We start from the raw sequence: 19,035 nt of genomic DNA on the forward strand, positions 1-19,035 counted from the left end.
CGTTTATGATTTCATAATCAAACTATTAATTGCGTTTACAACTAAAAAATGGATTTAACCTCATTGATCCTCAGGGTTGTTACTGATTGCAGGCAAAACCTGGATTAAGGGCAGAAGACCGCGTTAAGCGATGTCTGTTTGCCTTTGATTCAGGTTTTTTTATATGAAAAAATGCCTGATGACAAGACCGAACGACTCGTCGAAGCAGAAATTCATATCGGAAAGGAGTGTATCCCCGGCTTGCCAGACAGAGAGATATGATCACCCAAACATTGGAATATTGTATGTCAGGTGCTTGTTTCCAATGACTCATTCCATCACACACTATTAGACAGCGAGGAGATTTATGACATGAAAACCATCAAACGTACGATTGCCGTAGCAACTATTATGGGTTTATGTGTATCAGGCCTGCCTGCGTATGCGGCCGGAATGTCAGGTTCCGCTTCTTCCACAGCCATGAAGAAACTGATTCAATCCCAACTGATTCGTGGCAATGGTCAGGGCGTTACTGAAGCTTATCTGAACAAAAAGGCAACCCGTATACAGGCTGCTGTGCTCTACTTGCGTCTGTCAGGTTTGGAGCAGGAGGCACTCGCCTACAATGGCACGGATACGTATGAAGATGCTGCACAAGCAGGTAAGCTCCTGCAACCGGTGGTTGGGTATTTGAAGCTGCATCCGTATCTGGCTGGAATTGCAGCAGGAAGCGAATGTTTTGAACCCAATGCATCGTTGACAACGGAAGGATATGCCGAAATGCTGCTGAAGGTACTTGGATATGAAGTGGGTACAGACTACAATCAAGGAGAAGCTTCCACTTATGTATCCGTTAAGGGGGTGAAGGCGCTTCAAGGTGAGGGTACGAGCGAACTTACCAATCGCCAGATGGCGGAGGCAACCGCACAGGCATTACAGGCAGAGCTCAAGAATGGTAGCGGGACCTTGGAGCAGCACTGGATGAAACATAAACAGGTTCAGGCATTCAAACCTCAAACGTTGCAGCAGACGAAATATGGCGCCATTGATGGCAAAACCTATGAACAATACGGTACGCTCGGCTGGCTCGGCGTTCCTTATGCCGCACCCCCGGTAGGTGAACTGCGCTGGAAAGCCCCGCGTGAACCGAAGGCATGGACGGAAACCAGACCAGCGAAAGAATTTGCTGCAAACAGCTTGCAGTTATCCGGTAAAAATACAGTCGGCAGCGAGGATTCGTTGTACCTCAACATCTGGCGTCCCGATACAACCAGCTCGAAACTTCCGGTGATGGTATTTCTGCACGGCGGCGGGAATATGACCGGATCAGGCAAGGATTTTCAGGGTGAACAGCTTGCGCGTAAAACGAACAGCATCATCATTTCCGTGAACTACAGACTGGGAGCACTTGGATTCTTTCAAAATGCGGCGCTGAAAACCGGCAATGCTCTGGATGATTCCGGCAACTACGGTTTGCTGGATGCATTCCGTGCATTGCAGTGGGTACAGGATAATATCGAAGGTTTCGGCGGAGACAGGAGCAATGTGACTTTGGCGGGACAATCTGCAGGAGCCCGTGATGTTCTGGCAACCCTCATATCTCCACTCAGCAAAGGGCTATTCCAGAAAGCCGTCGCTTTCAGTGGAGGCTTGACCACAGCGGCACCGGAAGATGGAGAGAAAAAGTCCGGGGATGCGCTCGTAAAATTGCTCGTGGAAGAGGGCAAAGCGACTACGGATGAAGAAGCGAAAACATGGATTGGCAAGCAATCTCAGGCACAGCTGGAGACCTATCTGCGCGAGCTGCCCGCGGACAAGCTGGTCACTGCATTCGGTTCCACGGCGATCCGCATGGAGCCGTTTCCACACCTGTTCCGTGATGGTACAGTCATTCCAAAAGAAGGTTTTGACGCCATCAGCAGCGGTAATTATGCACAAGTGCCTGTACTGCTGGGCAGTCTGGAAACCGAATTCTCCGGATTTGCCTTTGGTGATTCGAACTTTGTTCCATCGATTGATGATGGAACCCTGTTTACCGATAAGACCAAGGCGGAGCAGTATGCTGCAGCCCTGAAATACGGCAGCGAGGTTTATGCAGGTTTTAATGCAGAGCGTGTGGCTGAACGTTTGACCAGTGAGGAGGGACAACCTCCGGTATATGCATACCGTTTTGCATGGGGCACCCAACCTGGTGTCATCTCCGAACGGTTGCAAACGTTGCTTGGCGCACCACATGGAGCGGATATGGACTTTTATACAGGGCATGCGGACGGTATAGCAGCCTATTTCCCGGAAGGTTATTTCAGTGAAACGAACAAACCTGGTCGTGAGCAATTGTCTGAAGCCATGGCAGCTTATCTGAAACAGTTCCTGTACACGGGTAACCCGGGCAATGGTGGCTCGACTGAACTGGCGGCATGGACACCTTGGACGAAAGATGCCAAAACTCCGATCATGCGTCTGGATGCCAGCAACACTACAGCTGAGGTTGGCATGTCCACCCAATATAATCAGGGCAAAGAAGCCGTGATGGCAAAGATGAAAAAGGAATTACCTGAAGAAACGTACAAACTGTTGACGGAAAAAGTGTTCGCAGGTCGTTTCTTCTGGGAATAATGAAATTCAGAGTGATTTAGCCTAAAATGATAATGAAGAGGACAGGAGATTGCATTCTCATGTCCTCTTTTGCTGTGGTTTATTGTTATTGTGTTAGATAGACTCTTGACTTTCCCCTGCACGGGAAGCTGTATACTCGGATTATGTTATGGATTGGAGATGATGTTTTGTTCAAAATCAGTGCGTTTTCCAGATTAAGTAAGGTTTCCTTAAAAACACTGCGTTATTACGACCAGATCGGCATACTCAAGCCGAGAAAGGTAGATCACGATACAGGTTATCGGTACTATGCCGCAGATCAGCTTCTTGAGCTTAACCGAATTTTAATGTATAAGGAATTGGGTTTTACATTGCCCCAAATCACACAGCTGCTCCAAGAAGATATTACGCTCGAAAATATTCAAGGCATGTTTAAGCTGAAAAGAAGTGAAATCCAGCAGATTATTGATACGGAACGTGCCAAACTCGTCAGGATTGAGGAACGTATGCATCTTATCGAAAAAGAGGGACAATTCGAAACGGGCCAAGAGATCCGAGTCAAAGCAGAAGCTGCTCAAACATTTCTGTTTCAAAAAGCCATCGGAAGAGAAGACGACATTCCAGCGTTATTCCGTCAATTGGATCTATTATTAACAACGGAAATTCGCCAGCTCATCCAAGGACCTCAGGTTGTTTTGTGGAAAGATATTGAAGGAAAAGAGGATGAGTTTGAGTTCGAAGTCGGGTACTTTTTAACCTGTGAGCTGCAAGCATCTCCAGAGTCATTTCAGCTGCGGACTCTTCCTCCTGAACCGATGATGGCCACCATGGCTTTTCATTCGAGTTCCAAGTTTGATGGTGCCGCCTGTGTTCATTTAGCAAAATGGATTGAGAAAAATAACTATCAGATCAAGGAAAACGAATTGGGCAGGGAACTCTATTTACCGTTATCTCTAGAACAAGATGCACAATTCATCGAAATACAAATTCCAATACAAAATAGATAATTGAAAAAGGTGGAGTAGAGTAAAATGAAAAATAAAGGAATCATCTACGTCCTGGCACTGGCCGTTTTTCTGATCGGGACCATTGAATATATTATTACAGGAGTCATTGAAATAATCGCTGTGGACCTCGGAGTATCAACTTCCGAAGCTGGATTACTGGTGACGGTGTTTGCTCTTGCAGCGGCCATTGTTGCGCCTATTTTGATTACACTCACAATCAATACGGATCGTAAGAAACTGCTGATGACCACTCTTAGTGTGTTTATTGCCAGCAACGGACTTATGTTTGCAGATCTTACTTATGAAACGGTAATATGGATAAGAATTATTCAAGGGGCCAGCGGAGGAATCGCTACCGTTGTAGCCATGGCCGTAGCGACAAGACTTGTTGAGAAAGAAAAAAGAGGCAATGCCATCGGTATCATTTTAATGGGGCTTAGTAGTTCGCTAGTGCTTGGTGTTCCTCTGGGTACATTTTTTAGTGAGATGTTTGGATGGAGGGTTCTGTTTGTTTTAATCGGTGCATTAAGTGTGCTTCCATTACTTATTATCTATAAAAAGATTCCGGCAATCAAAGAAGAAGAAAAGGTTACACTCAGCATGCAGCTTTCTATTCTCAAAAATCCAACTATTCTGATGGCTTTAGTTATTACGTTATTTTATGTTGGAGGCTACGCTACACTGTTCACTTATATTACGCCGTTTTTGCAGGCAACCTCCTCTCTTTCCATGACGGAAATAAGCGGAGTTCTATTTCTGGCGGGGGTTTGCAGCTTTGTTGGTTCAAAATTGGGCGGACAATTGGCAGATGCAAAGGGATCGAAATTTACTATTTTTCTGGGACTCTTGTTACAAGGGACGACCCTGCTGTTATTCGCTCTAGCGGGAGTCAATCTCGTGGTATTAATTTTGATATTGATGATTTTTATGTTAGCAACGTGGAGTATTTCCCCGGCCCAGCAACTATATCTGGTTACTCTGGCGCCTCGAAATCCGGACATTGCCCTTAGCGTAAATACGTCGTTTATCCAATTTGGTTTTGCACTGGGATCTGGATTGGGTGGGTTTGCTATCAGCCAGACCTCTGTCCTGTATTTGAATTGGGTGGGTTTTGCCGCTGTAAGCGTAGCTTTCCTTGTTGCCGTTGTCCTATTTAAAAAGGTGAGCAGCAGGTAAGGAATTGCTTGGCAAGCAGCAGGAAGGAACAAGGAGAGAAACATAAATTATGAGTGGGCCTGTAAGTCTTGCGGGGATTACAGGTGTATCTTGTGGACTGTCAAAGAATATTTGAGGGGACAGGGGCTTGGCACCCCTTCCTACTCAAATTCAGTGTGAAACCATTCATTTCAGTCTTTGCATGCCGAGGACACTTGATTTATTTTTTTGAAAAAAAACTAAGTGTTCCTGTGCTCTCGTCCGCACTTACAAACAGGCTGCGCCCATTAACCCGATGGATGCCTTCCGGTGATTCACCAGCAGTGGGAATAAGCCCGAGGTAAGCCGGACTTACCGGATCAGCAAGATCGAAGAACAAAATGGCATCTGCCCTTTCGGAAGCCACGGCAGCGTAAGTTTTGCCTTCGATCGTTGCTACCGTCAAATTCTCGACTTCACTGCCTTTGTTTGGACTGCGGTCATCCGGGTACAAGCCAACCTTGGCCGTTGCTTCGTCAATGAGGTTCTGGCTGTCGTACATCCGCTTGCCCTGCAGATCCCAGACCGCAATATTGCGTCCGCCTGCTTTTACACCATCGTCAAATTCATCCTTGCCCAAATCACCTTCATTGGCGGTCAGCAGGTATTTGCCATCAGCAGAGAAAGCAATACCATCCGGCTCATAACGAGCGGTTAAACTCTCAGTAAATTGGACAATGCCGTCATCTTTCAGATCGGCTTGATGTGAAGTGGTTCCTAGCGAAAAGATCGAGCTGATCTTCTTCGTCTCCAGATCAACAACAGCAATGGCATTGTTCTCCTGCAACGTTACGGCTGCTGTTTTGCTGTCAGGACTCATGGCAACATACTCTGGTTGTGGATCATGCGGATAGCTTGCTCCAGCTACATTGTCCAGGTCTACCGGCAAGTTGGTGATCTCACCTTCAAGTACGTTTCCGCCAGCAAAAGATACAATCATGATGCTGCCTGGACGCTTCGCATTGGCATAATCAATCTCATCGGCGGCTTTGTTAAGTTCTTCATCCTCAATGGCAATAACTGCATGCAGGCCATCAGGTGACAACGCGATGGAGTCTGGCCCGATGCCAAGTTCATACGTCTTCACGGTTTTGTAGGTTGTGAGGTCAACAATCGCCAGCAATCCCTTATTGGCTTCAGTGTCCGTATCGCCTGTACGAATCACGGCAAGCCCGTATTTGCCATCCTTGGATACCGTTACGCTCGTTACTTCCGCTTTGGCGGAGAGGTCATGGAAGCTGACGGTCTTCAAAACGTTGATGTTATTCAGGTCTGCAATATCCAGCACGGAAATGCTGCCATTGTCCGCTTCGGTTACCAACAGACGTTGACCATCAGGAGTAGAGGCTGATATTTCAGCTTTGCCTCCGGGCATCTGGAAGGCCGCAGTCTGTTCAAATCCGGTTTTATTTTGGTTCAGGATCAATTGATTCGTGATTAGCTTTAGCGTTTTGGGAGATACATACGTTGTTCCATTGGCGATATAGCTTTTGCTGTCCAGGGGAGTTTTCACACCGTTAATGGTGGCTGTGGCCGTTCCGACCGGGAGCTGTGCCTGTATGCCTCCTAGCTGAATGTCGACCCTTTGCTTGCTTCCGTCCCAAGTGACGTTTCCCTGCATATTTTGTATCGCTGTTCGCAGTACGACATGATCGTTAGCAGGTTCAAGTGCGTTAGCCGCATTGGCCATCGGGGTGTAGCTTGTTGCTCCTGTCGTTAATATGGCTGTCATGGACATAACGGCGAGCCATTGATTTCTCTTTTTCAATGTTCCAGATCCCCTTTACCGTTTCGTGTGTGATGGTATGTACAATTGTTTTAGTATAGGGATGAAATGTTACGGAAGGGTAAAAACACAAAGTGAGTTGTGTAAAATCGTAAACAGGAATGATTTTCCACCGAATAACAGCTGAGATAGCCGCAAATCAACAAATCCCCAGAATGGAAAGCTTGCTTGACATTTTAAATCGATATTGATATATTTACGGAAAGTTAACTTTCCATTTTTGGAGGAGCTATTATATTGAAAAACAGACTGGAAGAAATTCGAAAGAAAAATGGAATCAAGCAGGAGGAGCTCGCCGACAGATTGGAGGTTTCCAGACAGACCATCGGATCATTGGAGAACGGTCGTTACAATCCTTCCATTATTCTTGCATTCAAAATTGCCCGTTATTTTGACATGAGTATCGAAGAAATTTTCATTTACGAGGAGGAGCAGGATGATGAAAGCAACCAATAAGTGGGTGCATGTACTACTGGCATTGGCAGGTCTGGTTATGACATGTATTGGTGGATTTGCTCTGAGAGGTGAAGCATTAAGCGGAGTCTCGGGTTTGTTGATCGGTTCAGGTTCGGTGCTTCTGGTTCTGGGGCTTGGCAATACGGTGCGTTCCATATGGATGAACAAGTCTTCTAATCAGGCAATGTATGCTGAGCGATTGAGACAGAAGGAGATCGATGTTCAAGATGAACGCACCATTCGGTTGAAGGAAAAAGCAGGCTGGAAAACAAACATTACTATTTTTTATATTCTGATGGCCGTAACCGTGCTATTTAGTCTAATCGGTGTAGAACCGATTGTCGTGACTGTACTGGCGAGTGTTTTCATTTTTCAAATTGGGCTGGGCCTCTTCCTGTTCAATTATTACGCGAAAAGAATGTAAAACTGCCCCCTTGGGACAACCGCTTCAGTATGAAGGGTAACGATCTCGTCATGGGACTGGTCGAAAAGGGGAAATTGCGGTAAAATTAATTGAGAATAGTTCTCAATAAGTTTAAATCCATTTTCTTTTCGAGGATCATGATCCATATAGGCGAGGTGAAAACTCATGGGCTCTGATGCGTTAGCCGTAGTATACCAGCATTATTTAACCCAGGATCCATACAGACAGCAAGATGAACATACGTATCTGCTCTCAGCCAAGGCGGGCAGTGGCAATATCAAAAGAGTGACCACTTACAGTGGGATTGAAATTTTATTTTCTCAGGTCGAATACCATCAACCTTACCCTACGTACTTTGCGTCCGAGACACCCATCGTGGAGTTGCAATTTGCTCTGTCGGGTGAACGACATGTAGATATATCCGGTCAGGACTATTCACTATCGATTGGGCAAGGTGCCCTCATTTTCATGCATGATTTCGAAGCCTGGTTTCATCCTCCGGCCAGGGAGCTGTATACTTCTTTTTCACTGGGCATTCCGGTTTCTCTGTTCAATTATGCGGCTGCGCAACTGGGCACTTTCAAGTCCATTTCGTTTAATCAGGTGTTGGGACGTAAGCTGTTCAAGCCCATCGTGTTTCAACTGGACAACAGAATACGTACGATGATTGACAGTCTGATTGCGGAATTGAACAACAATTACAGATCATCCTTAATGATGGAAGCCACAGCATTGGAGATACTGAACCGGTTTATGATCCAGCTGTTTGATCTTGCGCCGATTCCTGCGGGTTTCTCCAGAGAGGATATACGGAAACTACATATTGCCCGGGAGATTATGGAGGCTTGCATGGTGGATCCCCCATCTTTGCTGTCATTGTCCAAACAGGTGGGTCTCAATGATTTTAAGTTGAAAAAAGGTTTTAAGGCGCTTTTCGGAAGCACTGTATTTGAATATCTGCGCCAGGTCCGCCTGGATAACGCAATGAAATTGCTGCGCAATCAGGGGAATAACGTCACCGAGGCAGCGATCACCGTCGGATACAGCAATATCAGTGCCTTTTCACAGCAATTCTACCGCAAATTCGGGGTGAAGCCCTCTGAGATCAAGAAAATATATTAATAATCCGTCTTGCCGTGAATTGTTCCGTATGGAGGCAGTCGGAACTTATGAAGCCTTGTATACTCCAGGTACAGTGGATACTGTACTGAAATATAGAGGAGTGTATGAGCATGAACAGAATCAGAGGAAGTATTTTTTTCAGTGTATTTGCAGCCATGTTGGGTTTGATGCTTATTGCTCCCATTATGCCGCCGCTTATTCGTGAGCTCGGGATGAAAGAAAGTCATTCCGGTCTTATTATTTCGTTGGGGTCGATTGCCATGGCAGTGATGGCTCCGGTGTGGGGCAGGTTCAGTGATCTGAGAGGCAGAAAACCCATCATATTGATTGGATTCATAGGCATGTCCATGAGTTGTGGATTATTTGCATTGGCATTGTATGGTGGATTGAATGAATGGATTGGAGGGGGGATGTTGCTATCCCTTCTGATTGTGACGCGAAGTCTGATCGGCATGTTCATCCCGGCCGTGCTGTCTTCTGCCCAGGCTTATATGGGGGATGTTACAAAGGGTGAGGAGCGGGGAAGTGGAATGGCGATTATTAGTGCAGCGAACGGACTTGGCCTCGTATTTGGGCCCGCTATTGCAGGAGCTTTCACCATGATCGGGTTGCTGTGGCCGCTTTATTTTGGAATCTTTATTGCTGTAGCTGCATTTATCATCGCCTTGTTGCTAATTCCCTCAGCCAAACCCGTCATTCAGGAGAAACCGCCCAAGGTAAATCCGTTCCAACGCGGATTACGAATGTACCTGGCCGCGGGATTGGTCACGATGGTTGGCATTATGACGTTACAGGTCATTGGCGGGTTTTATTTTCAGGATCAACTCGCTTTATCCCCAGCGGCTACGGCCAGAATGGTTTCGTTTGGACTTATGTTTTCAGGAGCAGCAATGCTGATCATGCAGGTGATCCAGATGAAGTGGCTGAAATGGCAGCCGCGTCCCATGATCTTGCTCGGTTCACTTTTTCTGCTCGCAAGCATGGTTCTGTTTCTGGTTTCCAGTCAGTTGCCCGTCTATTATTTCTCGTTTTTCCTGTTCGGCATGGGTTCGGGACTAATGATGCCGGGGTTTATGGGAGGTGCTTCACTGGCGGTTAGTAGGGAGCAGCAGGGAGGTGCCGCAGGACTGGTTGCAGCCATTCAGGGGATATCTGCCGTTATTACCCCTCTGCTAACAACGACGCTGTATCAGGTGGATAAACATATTCCGTTTATGCTTGTAGCCATACTGGTGGTTGTCACGAGTATCATCATGCTGGGGATGAAGAAAAATCAATCCAATTCTGTAGTAGAATCTGTTCGTTCGTTATAGTCAGATAAAGTCAGAAAGTCAAATAAGATCAAAACAAAAGGAAAAAGAATCTATTTTAAAATGTTGAACTATGGTGGGGGAAAATCGATTTTCTTCGCCTTTTACGGACTTTGAGCCTTCTTGGCACCGGTATTATAATAAGACATGTAAGCAACCACTAAACCAACCACACATAAGGAGCTGATTTTGATGTTTGATCTGATTCCGTTTCGCAAACGAAATGAAGACATGTTCGGACACATGCTGAAATCCTTCAATGACATGGTTGAGTCTCCATTCCTCTCACCATTCGGAACCGGGTTACAGCCATTTCGGACCGATATTCGTGAGGAAGAAAACAAATACCTGGTAGAAGCAGAGCTTCCCGGCATCGCCAAAGAGGATATAGACATCCAGGTCGAAGGTAATGAACTGATCATCCGTGCCAAACGGAATGAAACGACTGAGCAGAAGGATGATACGAATCGAATCATTCGGCAGGAGCGACGTTCAGGTGAATTTATCCGACGTTTCTATGTGGAGCATATTGATGAGGAAAACATCAAGGCCAGATTGGAAAATGGCGTGCTGAAGCTCGACATTCCGAAACGTCCGGGCGAAGATCACAGCCGCAAACGCATCCAGATTGACTGACACATGTAAATACAGGAGCGTTATTCTTCCCTCATGGCAGGCAGCAAGCAGGAAACGTTCATGATGAAAATCCCCGGGGCGCCCGCCTGGGGATTTTTTGCATCTCCATTTAACTAGTCTGCTTGAACATGTACAGTCCATTTCTTGGTCACTGGAAGACCTCAGTTTCATCACAAGCCGCGTGGCATGATCCCGGCTGATTCATATTACTTCTCTGCTGCAGCCTGCATCAGCTTATAAATCTGGCGGGTCGTGTTCACGTTCCGGACCGTCATATATTTGTAGACCTTGGAGCCAATGAGCTTGTTCATGCCACTTTTGGTGACAAGATCTTTACTGACGGAATACAAAATGGCTCCAGGGACATATAGCAGTGTGCCGACTTCCGGTTTGATGGGCAGTTTGTCCAGAACGGAAACGTCATTTACCTCATCCCAGAGAAACATGACATCACTTTTGGCCATTGCATCATTGGTCCATTCCTCCGGCAGTGCCTGAATAACCGTTCGGACTTCATCCAGATTACGTACCATCACCTTGATCTGTAAGCCAAAATCAACAGCAATGGCTTGTTCAAGAATTTGGGCCAATTCCGCGTTTGCCTCCAAGCGTTCCTGATGATCGGCAAAGATAATATTGCCTGAGTTGATATACGTCACCACATCCAGCAAGCCCGCTTGTTCAAATGTTTCTTTTAACTGTTTCATATTGATTTTGTTATTTCCGCCCACATTAATGCCCCGAAGCAAAGCAACATAGATCATGATTCACCCTCCGTACCCTCTGTTATCCTTTATGTTTACCGAAATGACAAATACTCAAATAAATGTGCAGTATGCTCTTCTCCCAGTAACTCATTCAATACAGGTTCCACATGCTCCAGATATTCGGGCTTGGTTTCATAGGTTTCCTCGTCCATCAATTCCCCGCTATAGGCCCGTGCAGCTTCTATCAGGATAGCCAGTGCATTGAAAAAGTCAGACAATGAATTAGCGATTAGCTGCGGTTCTTCACCTGTAAAGGCCGCATATACCGGCGAGTTCGGCGCAGCTGTATCCACAATTAAGGGATCATCGTTAAAATTCGCGATGACCACATGGTTTGTTTTCCATGATGGTGCTTCTTGATAGGGTTCGCTCATGCCGATCCAGCGGTAACCTAGTTGCTGACGATGGAGATGTTCAGGTGCAACAAAGGAGAGTAGGGCCGCATCACCGATCTCGACGGCTGCACTTTTCATTTTGAGTGTGCCTTTGGCCTGTTCATCCATCATCTCATAATGACTGTACAGATATTGGAGCTCCGGAGAAAGGGGAATTCGTTCGTCCACTTCCGGCTGACAAGGTTGTTCACGAGGACGAAGATCATGATTTTTGAAAAGTCCATAAGCTGCATTATACAAATCTTGTTGTTCCACAAACCGGGTTAAGGCGGCATTCAGCTGTTCCATCGGTGTCGGATTCCTCCTTGTGTTAGGCTTATTTTCAAGCAGTTACATTCATTCATGGCCATAAGCATTATCATATATCAAAATGGGAAAAGCTTACACCCTGTAGTTATATAGTATTGAATACGTTTACATTAAACTGTGAACATGCTATACTTTTTCTCAAATGAGGATTGTTACTGCTTTGGCAGGCAAAACCTGAATGTCAATATGCGTGGACTCCGTCCAGCTCATATTGATGTTTGGGTTTTTTTGCATTTTACGGTCCATATTAAGCAGCAGGCCGACATCGCAGACATTCCCAAAACACATCGCGTGGAACACAAGAAAGGGGAGCATCACGAACATGAGTACAGGAAAATGGTTAAACGTTTTGGCGGCTGGCTGCCTCAGTATGGTTCTGATTGTCAGTGGATGCGCATCCAAAACTCCGCAAACGGCTACTGAAACGTCGAACAAGACGACAGAACAGGAACAACATGAACCTGCAGAAACGGCAGATCATTCCGCAACCAAAGCCAGAACAGTAATTACAACTGATGGTGAAGTGGATGATATGAACTCGGTCATTCGTTTTCTGTTATATTCCAATGAAATGGATCTGGCGGGCATCGTGCTGACCAGTTCAGTGTATCATTATGCAGGCGACGAGGAAGCAGGAATCAAACCTTTCCGCTGGACAGGTACACAGTGGGTGTACGATATGATTGATGCCTATGGTGAGATCTATCCCAACTTGTCCAAACATGCAGAGGGATATCCGGAGCCTGAACAGCTTCGCAAGATGACCAAAATCGGTAATATCTCCGACAAAGGGGAGATGGTGAAAGAAACGGAAGGTTCCAAATTTCTCCAAACGCTTTTCCTCGACGATGATTCCAGAGATTTGATTGTGCAGACCTGGGGCGGTACGAATACAACAGCCAGAGCACTGAAATCGATTGAAGAACAGTACAAGGACACGGCGGAGTGGGAAACGATTCGCAAAAAGGTCAGTGATAAACTGGTGCTATACATCATCCTCGATCAGGATGACAGCTATAACGACTATATTGCAAAAAATTGGCCAGACATTCGCATTCTGAACGACCAATCGAACTTCTGGCATTTTGCCTATGCGTGGAAATTTCATACAGAGGAAGTCAACAGCAAGCTGCATGGCGACTGGATGATCAAAAACATTCTAGATGGTCATGGCAAGTTGTTGGATATGTATGCATCCATGGGTGATGGCAAAATGATTGAAGGCGAGCTGGACGAAGAACAGCGCGGTAGTGCTGAATATCTGAAGAAAAATCCGCAATATGACAAATACGATTTTATATCCGAGGGTGATTCGCCATCCTTCTTCTATCTAATCGACAATGGCCTGCGCAGTATGGAAGACCCTTCCTACGGTGGATGGGGTGGGCGCTTCGGTGTGGTAAATGACAAGCTGTTCAGGAACAACGTTCTTGACTACGATCCGTATACCAAACGATATGAGGCTGAATACTCTCTGATGAGATGGTTTGACGATATTCAGAATGATTTTGCGGCTCGTGCCGATTGGGCCGTCGCGGATACCTTTGAAGGAGCCAACCATAATCCGACACTCACCATTAAGGAAGGATTAGACCTTGCCGTCAGCCCGGGCGAGAAAGTAACCCTTCATGCAGAAGGCCAGGACCCGGATGGGGATCAACTGACCTACAAATGGTGGAGATATTTTGAAGCAGATACGTACAAAGATTCCAATGTCCAGGAGGAGAAGGTCCAGCCTGAGATGGCGGGTGACCTGCAGCTTGGATTGCATCGTGAACTGGCGAAGGGTGAGAAGCTGGATACAATTCAATTAGCGGGCAGCGACACCGATGCTGTAACGTTCACCGTGCCTGATGATGCCAAATCCGGTGATACAATTCATATCGTAGCCGAAGTACAGGATGATGGAGAGCATCAGTTGAAGCATTATCAACGTGTGATTCTCACTGTAAAATAGCTAAGGATGAATAAAATAAGAACAAAGAGCCCTTTCGTGATGAGAGGGCCTTTTGGCATATTGCATGGATGATTATTTATGTATCCAAAGTAATGAAAATTAATATTTCCTATCCATAACCCAAAAATTTCCGATATAATAACCAGATGGATCAAAGCAAAAGGATACTACCTCAGAGAGGTGATTTGGATGACGATTGACGTCCTCGTGCGTAACAATGTGAATGTGTTGGGAACAGGCAGCCAAACGATTATGTTTGCACATGGGTTTGGGTGTGATCAGGATATGTGGCGCTATATTGTTCCGAGTTTTACGGAGAGCTACCGGGTTATTTTATTTGATTATGTAGGCTCGGGTGAATCTCAAATTAACTATTATGATGCAGACAAATACAGTAATCTTCAAGGATATGCCCAGGATGTACTGGAGATTATGGAAGCGCTCAACTTGAGAGATGTCATATTTGTTGGACACTCGGTCAGCAGCATGATTGGCATGCTTGCCTCCATTCATGAACCCACATATTTCAAGCAAATCGTCATGCTGGGGCCTTCGCCGCGTTATGTAAATGATTTACCGAGTTATTATGGCGGTTTCGATCGACGTGACATTGATGAGTTGCTGGAGATGATGCAGATGAACTTTATTGGTTGGGCGAGTTATCTTGCTCCAATTGTTATGCAGAATCCGGAACGGAAAGATCTGACGGAAGAGTTGGAAAAGAGCTTCTGTTCGAGAGATCCGCACATTGCGAGACAATTTGCAGAAGTAACGTTTTTATCCGACTGTCGTGTTGATCTGGATGAGGCATCGGTACCCACATTGATTCTGCAGTGCTCCGATGATAGCATTGCTCCAGTTGAAGTGGGAAATTACCTGCATGCTCATCTGAAAAACAGCAGGCTTCAGCAGATGACCGCGAAAGGGCATTACCCGCATTTGAGTCAACCGGAAGAAACGATCCGATTAATCAAGAATTATTTAACGATTGCATAAAACTCGGAAGAAAGGCAGTTCATCCATGGATATACAATTAGATATGGCACCCTGTGGATACTTCTCCATTTCTGACTCGGGCATCATAAAAACGGTTAATCAAACCCTGCTGACCATGCTGGGGTATGAACGTAATGAGATGTTGGGGCGGCATATCGAGTCCACCATGTCGGTGACCAACAAGCTGTTTTTTCATACGTATTTCTACCCCTACATTCAGTTATATGGACATGTGGACGAGATGTACTTCTCATTCCGCACCAGTGATCAGCAGGATGTTCCGGTACTTCTGAACGGGGTTCGCCAGACTCGCAATGGAGAAAGTGTCATCGACTGTGTCGTGGTTGTGATGCGCAAACGAATTGAGCATGAAAAGGATATTATGAATACCAAAACCAAACTTCAGGAACTGTATCAAGCTACAAATGAGGCGAACAAAGAGCTTGAACGACTGCACGAGGAATACAAGGTGAAGCAGCAGGCGCTAATCAAAGTGAATGATCAGTTGGAGACGATGGCTTCGACGGATCTGCTTACCGGACTCAAGAACCGCAGGTTTTTTCAGGAAAAAATGCAGGAAAGTCTGGCACTCTTCCGGGACACTCAGTGTGTTTTCTCCCTTCTCGTCGTTGATATTGATCATTTCAAGAATATTAATGATACGTATGGACATCCGATTGGAGATCTGGTACTGGGCAATCTGGCAGGCCTGCTGCAATCGGTGTCACGGAGCATGGACGTGGTGGCGCGTTATGGCGGCGAGGAATTTGTCATTATTCTTACGGATTGTGATCGAGAGCAAGCTGCGGCTACAGCGGAGAGATATCGTTTACAGGTCGCCTCTGCCGATTGGGGCGAGTATAACATTACAGTGAGCATTGGCGCGGCTACGGTTTCGCAGGAGGATACAGATCAGTCTTTGTTTCAAAAAGCGGACAAGGCGCTCTATGCCTCGAAAACGGGTGGGCGAAATCGGGTGACCCATGCAGCAGAGCTTGTAAGAAATTAAAGGCTGGGTTAAACAGTTAAACAGGAAAACATTAAGGAGACTGCATCATAAGGGAAATGCCCTTAGGCGCAAGCTCTTTTATTTTGTGAAACGGGACAAGCTGACTTGAATTGGTTGTTCTTCCTCCGTATTCATTATCGCGGTGCAAGGTAGCCGTATCCTTCGGAGAAAGAACCAGCTTGGAGAGTGAAGTCTTCGTTGGCCTCATTCACAAATTGGGGGTTCACAACCAATGAATGTTCGTCATTTCCTGATCCCTCCATGTAGGAGGTGAAGCCTGAATACTCCATGTCCTTCCAGACCCACAGCGCATCTTCTGGTGAAGGGGAGTAGTATACGTTATGATCAAACACATTCTCTGAATTACTGGTGTATTCATTGTAAATGAGCACGTTAGAGCTGCCCGATACGAGAATGTTTCGCTTAAATGTATTGTTCTTCGTTCTGGCTTGCATGAAGAGCTGCCCATTGCCTGTACCCAGGCTGTCATTCTGGACTAACGTATTGTACATGATCGTACTGTCCTCGGTGGAGCCGCGTCCCTCATCATATCCGCCCATGGCGATGCCTGTAAGCCTGTTATGAAAAATCAGATTATCCTGCAACGTAATGTTGCTCGTCGAACGTCCAGAATGCTCCGAAGCAATCTCAATCCCAATATCGCTGCGATATACTCGATTGTGGTCGATGATATGATTTTTGCCTCCATCCACGTAGATTCCTCCTGCTGAATTGCTGTCATTGGGGAGATTCGTTCCATAGGACGGATTAAGATTGGAAGAGATATTATAGACCTCATTTCCCCGTACAATCCCGTTTCGTGCCTGATCGTAAGTGTCGTCCTCCGAAGTTCCTTCATACCCAATCAGATCAATGCCGATGTTGTCCGTATCATGGATCGTATTATCCAGTATGGCAAACGTATCCACATTCCCGTTGACGGCGAGTGACTCACTTGAACCGAGCACGAGATTATATAGTTCATTATCCTTGATGATGATATCCCGCAATGCTTGTGGATGCTCCGTCCCATAAATCGCGATTCCATGGGCATCTCTACCCTGTAAATCAGGTCCTGAAGGCTTGGTATCATTTGAAATGGAATGAACGGTGTTGCCCAGGATTTGAATATGCTCTCCTGCCCCGTGAACATATATTCCAGTAGGCACTTGTCCCCGAAGTGAGGTTGTAAAGTTGCGGATTTCGAGATTTTGAATCGTAATATAGCTGGCATGTTCGACTTCAATCAAGCCCTCTATGCCGCGTACCGACAGACCTTCACCATCAATGATGGCCTTCTCTTGTGGATAGCTGGAAAACAGGGTTGGATTGCCCGAGGAATTACCGCTCCGAGTGATTTTGACCTTTTGGTGATAGACACCTTCCCGCAAATAAACAGTGCTTCCCGGAGTGGCATGGTCGGCAGCATGCTGCAACGTTTTCCAGGGAGATTGAATGGTTCCTTTGTTCGAATCGTTTCCTTGTGGTGATATGTAATACATCTTCTGGGTATCCGGTACCTGCACAGCATCGGGAGAATGAACGGATGAGGCCTCATCCTTCTGACAACCGGTTGCGAACAAAATCAGGGCCAGGAGGGCAATGGCAGCTATACGATACAAGATGATGATTCCTCCTTATGAATTTGCTATAAAGTTTGATTATAGCAGATTTGAATGGTGAAATAAGGAACGAGAGCCCATCGAATTTCAGAATGGGGAGGGGTACTCAGAAACAGCGAAACAGGTGTGAGTGTAATCTCTCCACCTGTTTGTATATGCTGACAGTTATTTTCGTTCTCTTTCCCAGAGCACACTATAGCGGCAGCAGACAAAAATGAGGACATTGGCTGCTGCGGCTATGCCGAACACCAACGCAGGGTTAGACAGCTTAGAGATCCAGCCGCTCCCCCATATAGCCAGGGGCATGCCGAGCTTAAACAGAGATCCGGTAATCCCGCTGATTCGGCCAATCATGTGATGTGGTGTGGACTCCTGGCGGAATGTCCAGATGCAGATCGTACTGATGGTTTGGAAAATACCCGATAAAAATAGACCCGCAGCGAGGCCGTAAGCAGAGTGGAACAAGTAAAGCATTAGGAAGGCGAAGCCTTGGAGCAGTGTGGTCACCACAATGAGCACGCCAGCTGAATATTTGCGGCGCAGAGGACTAACCACCAGACTGCCAATCAAACCACCTACTCCAGCAGCAGATAATACAAGTCCAAGTTCCAGATTGCGGAGCTGCAATGTATCTTTGGCATAAAAGATGACGGTTGCATCCACCATACCCGAGGTGGCATTGAGAAAAATGACCGTAATGCTGATGACCAGTAACATATGATTGCGACGCAGCTCGATCCAGCCTTCTTTAAAGTCTAGCCAGAAGCCCTGAGGGGATGTTTCTCTGGCTACAGGTGCAGAATGCAGTGGTAGAAGAATGATACAGGAGACTGCAAGCAGAATGGCAGTGATCAAGAGACCCGTGTACAGGCTGGATAACATCAACAGCATTCCGGATAGGGCGGCACCCATAATGGAAATGAATGTGGTAGTGAAGCCCAGCGCCGCGTTGGCTGACGTTAGCAGTGGCGTAGGAACCGATTGTTTGATCATGCCAGCTGAAGCATTACGAAAGGCATAACTCAGAGTCATCAGAATAAAGCCGCATCCGTAGAGTACATAAATGGAAGGTTGACCGTATTGAAAAAACAGAAACAGCGCGAGCAGAAGGAAAACCTGTAAGACGATGGAGCCAATAGACCACCATTTCTTATGAACCCGATCCATCAGTACACCGATAAACATGGCAAGAAACAGATTGGGCAGAAATTCAATGCCACGCATGGTTGACATTGCTACAGGAGACTTTGTGAGTTCATATAAGATTAGGGGCAGGGCCAATTCATAGATTTGGTTACCCAGTGCAATGATGCCGCTGGCAGCAAACAGAATGATGAAATTTAGATTTCTCCATACCGATGGGGCGGGCGTGGTGACAGAAGTGGCGTGTACGTTGATTTCAGACATGGATAACAATCTCCTCTTTACGTGTGGTAATGAGGTCCATTATACTTTTGCAAAAGAGGAAGAA

Annotated in this window: 17 protein-coding genes; 11 read left to right on the forward strand and 6 right to left on the reverse strand. The window is 46.2% G+C overall.

What is annotated here, in order from left to right:
• Nucleotides 1-351 precede the first annotated feature (351 nt).
• From PPA03S_RS20375 to PPA03S_RS20385, 3 genes are all read left to right on the forward strand, one after another.
• The gene (locus PPA03S_RS20375) at nucleotides 352-2,595 is read left to right on the forward strand and encodes a carboxylesterase/lipase family protein (RefSeq protein ID WP_062325681.1); all 2,244 of its coding nucleotides are present in this window, start codon (nucleotides 352-354) and stop codon (nucleotides 2,593-2,595) included.
• A gap of 167 nt (nucleotides 2,596-2,762) precedes the next feature.
• Nucleotides 2,763-3,581, forward strand: coding sequence for a MerR family transcriptional regulator (locus PPA03S_RS20380; RefSeq protein WP_062325803.1), 819 nt, complete (start codon nucleotides 2,763-2,765; stop codon nucleotides 3,579-3,581).
• Between the two features lie 24 nt (nucleotides 3,582-3,605).
• On the forward strand, nucleotides 3,606-4,757 hold the full coding sequence (locus tag PPA03S_RS20385) for an MFS transporter (RefSeq protein ID WP_062325683.1): 1,152 nt from the start codon (nucleotides 3,606-3,608) through the stop codon (nucleotides 4,755-4,757).
• A gap of 199 nt (nucleotides 4,758-4,956) precedes the next feature.
• Here PPA03S_RS20385 and PPA03S_RS20390 read toward each other — a convergent pair whose 3' ends face one another.
• Nucleotides 4,957-6,543, reverse strand: a complete 1,587-nt coding sequence (locus tag PPA03S_RS20390; protein ID WP_082704238.1) for a choice-of-anchor I domain-containing protein — start codon at nucleotides 6,541-6,543, stop codon at nucleotides 4,957-4,959.
• A gap of 255 nt (nucleotides 6,544-6,798) precedes the next feature.
• Between PPA03S_RS20390 and PPA03S_RS20395 the strand changes: the two genes are divergently transcribed.
• The 5 genes from PPA03S_RS20395 to PPA03S_RS20415 all read left to right on the forward strand — a co-directional run bounded on the left by PPA03S_RS20395 (nucleotide 6,799) and on the right by PPA03S_RS20415 (nucleotide 10,509).
• On the forward strand, nucleotides 6,799-7,017 hold the full coding sequence (locus PPA03S_RS20395) for a helix-turn-helix transcriptional regulator (protein WP_062325685.1): 219 nt from the start codon (nucleotides 6,799-6,801) through the stop codon (nucleotides 7,015-7,017).
• A complete protein-coding gene (locus PPA03S_RS20400) occupies nucleotides 6,998-7,441 on the forward strand; it encodes a hypothetical protein (RefSeq protein WP_157284284.1) in 444 nt (147 codons plus the stop codon). The genes PPA03S_RS20395 and PPA03S_RS20400 overlap by 20 nt, the downstream gene beginning before the upstream one ends.
• A gap of 165 nt (nucleotides 7,442-7,606) precedes the next feature.
• Nucleotides 7,607-8,563, forward strand: a complete 957-nt coding sequence (locus PPA03S_RS20405; protein ID WP_062325688.1) for a helix-turn-helix transcriptional regulator — start codon at nucleotides 7,607-7,609, stop codon at nucleotides 8,561-8,563.
• Nucleotides 8,564-8,673: 110 nt separating this feature from the next.
• On the forward strand, nucleotides 8,674-9,876 hold the full coding sequence (locus PPA03S_RS20410; protein WP_062325690.1) for an MFS transporter: 1,203 nt from the start codon (nucleotides 8,674-8,676) through the stop codon (nucleotides 9,874-9,876).
• A gap of 189 nt (nucleotides 9,877-10,065) precedes the next feature.
• Entirely contained in the window at nucleotides 10,066-10,509 is a 444-nt protein-coding gene (locus tag PPA03S_RS20415) for an Hsp20/alpha crystallin family protein (RefSeq protein ID WP_062325692.1), read from the forward strand.
• A gap of 206 nt (nucleotides 10,510-10,715) precedes the next feature.
• Here the strand turns inward: PPA03S_RS20415 and PPA03S_RS20420 are convergent, their stop codons facing one another.
• The 3 genes from PPA03S_RS20420 to PPA03S_RS33725 all read right to left on the reverse strand — a co-directional run bounded on the left by PPA03S_RS20420 (nucleotide 10,716) and on the right by PPA03S_RS33725 (nucleotide 12,304).
• Entirely contained in the window at nucleotides 10,716-11,273 is a 558-nt protein-coding gene (locus PPA03S_RS20420; RefSeq protein ID WP_062325694.1) for a DUF1697 domain-containing protein, read from the reverse strand.
• A 35-nt stretch (nucleotides 11,274-11,308) separates the two neighbouring features.
• The gene (locus PPA03S_RS20425) at nucleotides 11,309-11,959 is read right to left on the reverse strand and encodes a hypothetical protein (protein WP_062325696.1); all 651 of its coding nucleotides are present in this window, start codon (nucleotides 11,957-11,959) and stop codon (nucleotides 11,309-11,311) included.
• A 159-nt stretch (nucleotides 11,960-12,118) separates the two neighbouring features.
• Nucleotides 12,119-12,304, reverse strand: coding sequence for a hypothetical protein (locus PPA03S_RS33725; RefSeq protein ID WP_217998959.1), 186 nt, complete (start codon nucleotides 12,302-12,304; stop codon nucleotides 12,119-12,121).
• Between PPA03S_RS33725 and PPA03S_RS20430 the strand changes: the two genes are divergently transcribed.
• The 3 genes from PPA03S_RS20430 (at nucleotide 12,303) to PPA03S_RS20440 (ending at nucleotide 15,942) form a co-directional block, all read left to right on the forward strand.
• Nucleotides 12,303-13,937, forward strand: a complete 1,635-nt coding sequence (locus PPA03S_RS20430; protein ID WP_062325698.1) for a DUF1593 domain-containing protein — start codon at nucleotides 12,303-12,305, stop codon at nucleotides 13,935-13,937. The two genes, PPA03S_RS33725 and PPA03S_RS20430, sit on opposite strands and share 2 nt — an antisense overlap.
• Nucleotides 13,938-14,126: 189 nt before the next feature.
• Nucleotides 14,127-14,933 carry an alpha/beta fold hydrolase gene (locus PPA03S_RS20435; RefSeq protein ID WP_062325699.1) on the forward strand — a complete coding sequence of 269 codons (807 nt, stop codon included), beginning with the start codon at nucleotides 14,127-14,129 and terminating at the stop codon, nucleotides 14,931-14,933.
• A gap of 25 nt (nucleotides 14,934-14,958) precedes the next feature.
• Nucleotides 14,959-15,942: a sensor domain-containing diguanylate cyclase gene (locus PPA03S_RS20440; protein ID WP_062325701.1), complete on the forward strand. Its 984-nt coding sequence runs from the start codon at nucleotides 14,959-14,961 to the stop codon at nucleotides 15,940-15,942.
• A gap of 134 nt (nucleotides 15,943-16,076) precedes the next feature.
• On the opposite strand, the gene PPA03S_RS20445 is transcribed toward PPA03S_RS20440, so the two are convergent.
• A complete protein-coding gene (locus PPA03S_RS20445) occupies nucleotides 16,077-17,564 on the reverse strand; it encodes a right-handed parallel beta-helix repeat-containing protein (RefSeq protein WP_062325703.1) in 1,488 nt (495 codons plus the stop codon).
• Between the two features lie 165 nt (nucleotides 17,565-17,729).
• Nucleotides 17,730-18,971: an MFS transporter gene (locus PPA03S_RS20450; protein ID WP_062325706.1), complete on the reverse strand. Its 1,242-nt coding sequence runs from the start codon at nucleotides 18,969-18,971 to the stop codon at nucleotides 17,730-17,732.
• Between the last annotated feature and the right edge of the window lie 64 nt (nucleotides 18,972-19,035).

Origin of the sequence: Paenibacillus pabuli NBRC 13638 (assembly GCF_001514495.1) — a bacterium.
In the GTDB taxonomy this organism is placed as follows: Bacteria; Bacillota; Bacilli; order Paenibacillales; family Paenibacillaceae; genus Paenibacillus; species Paenibacillus pabuli.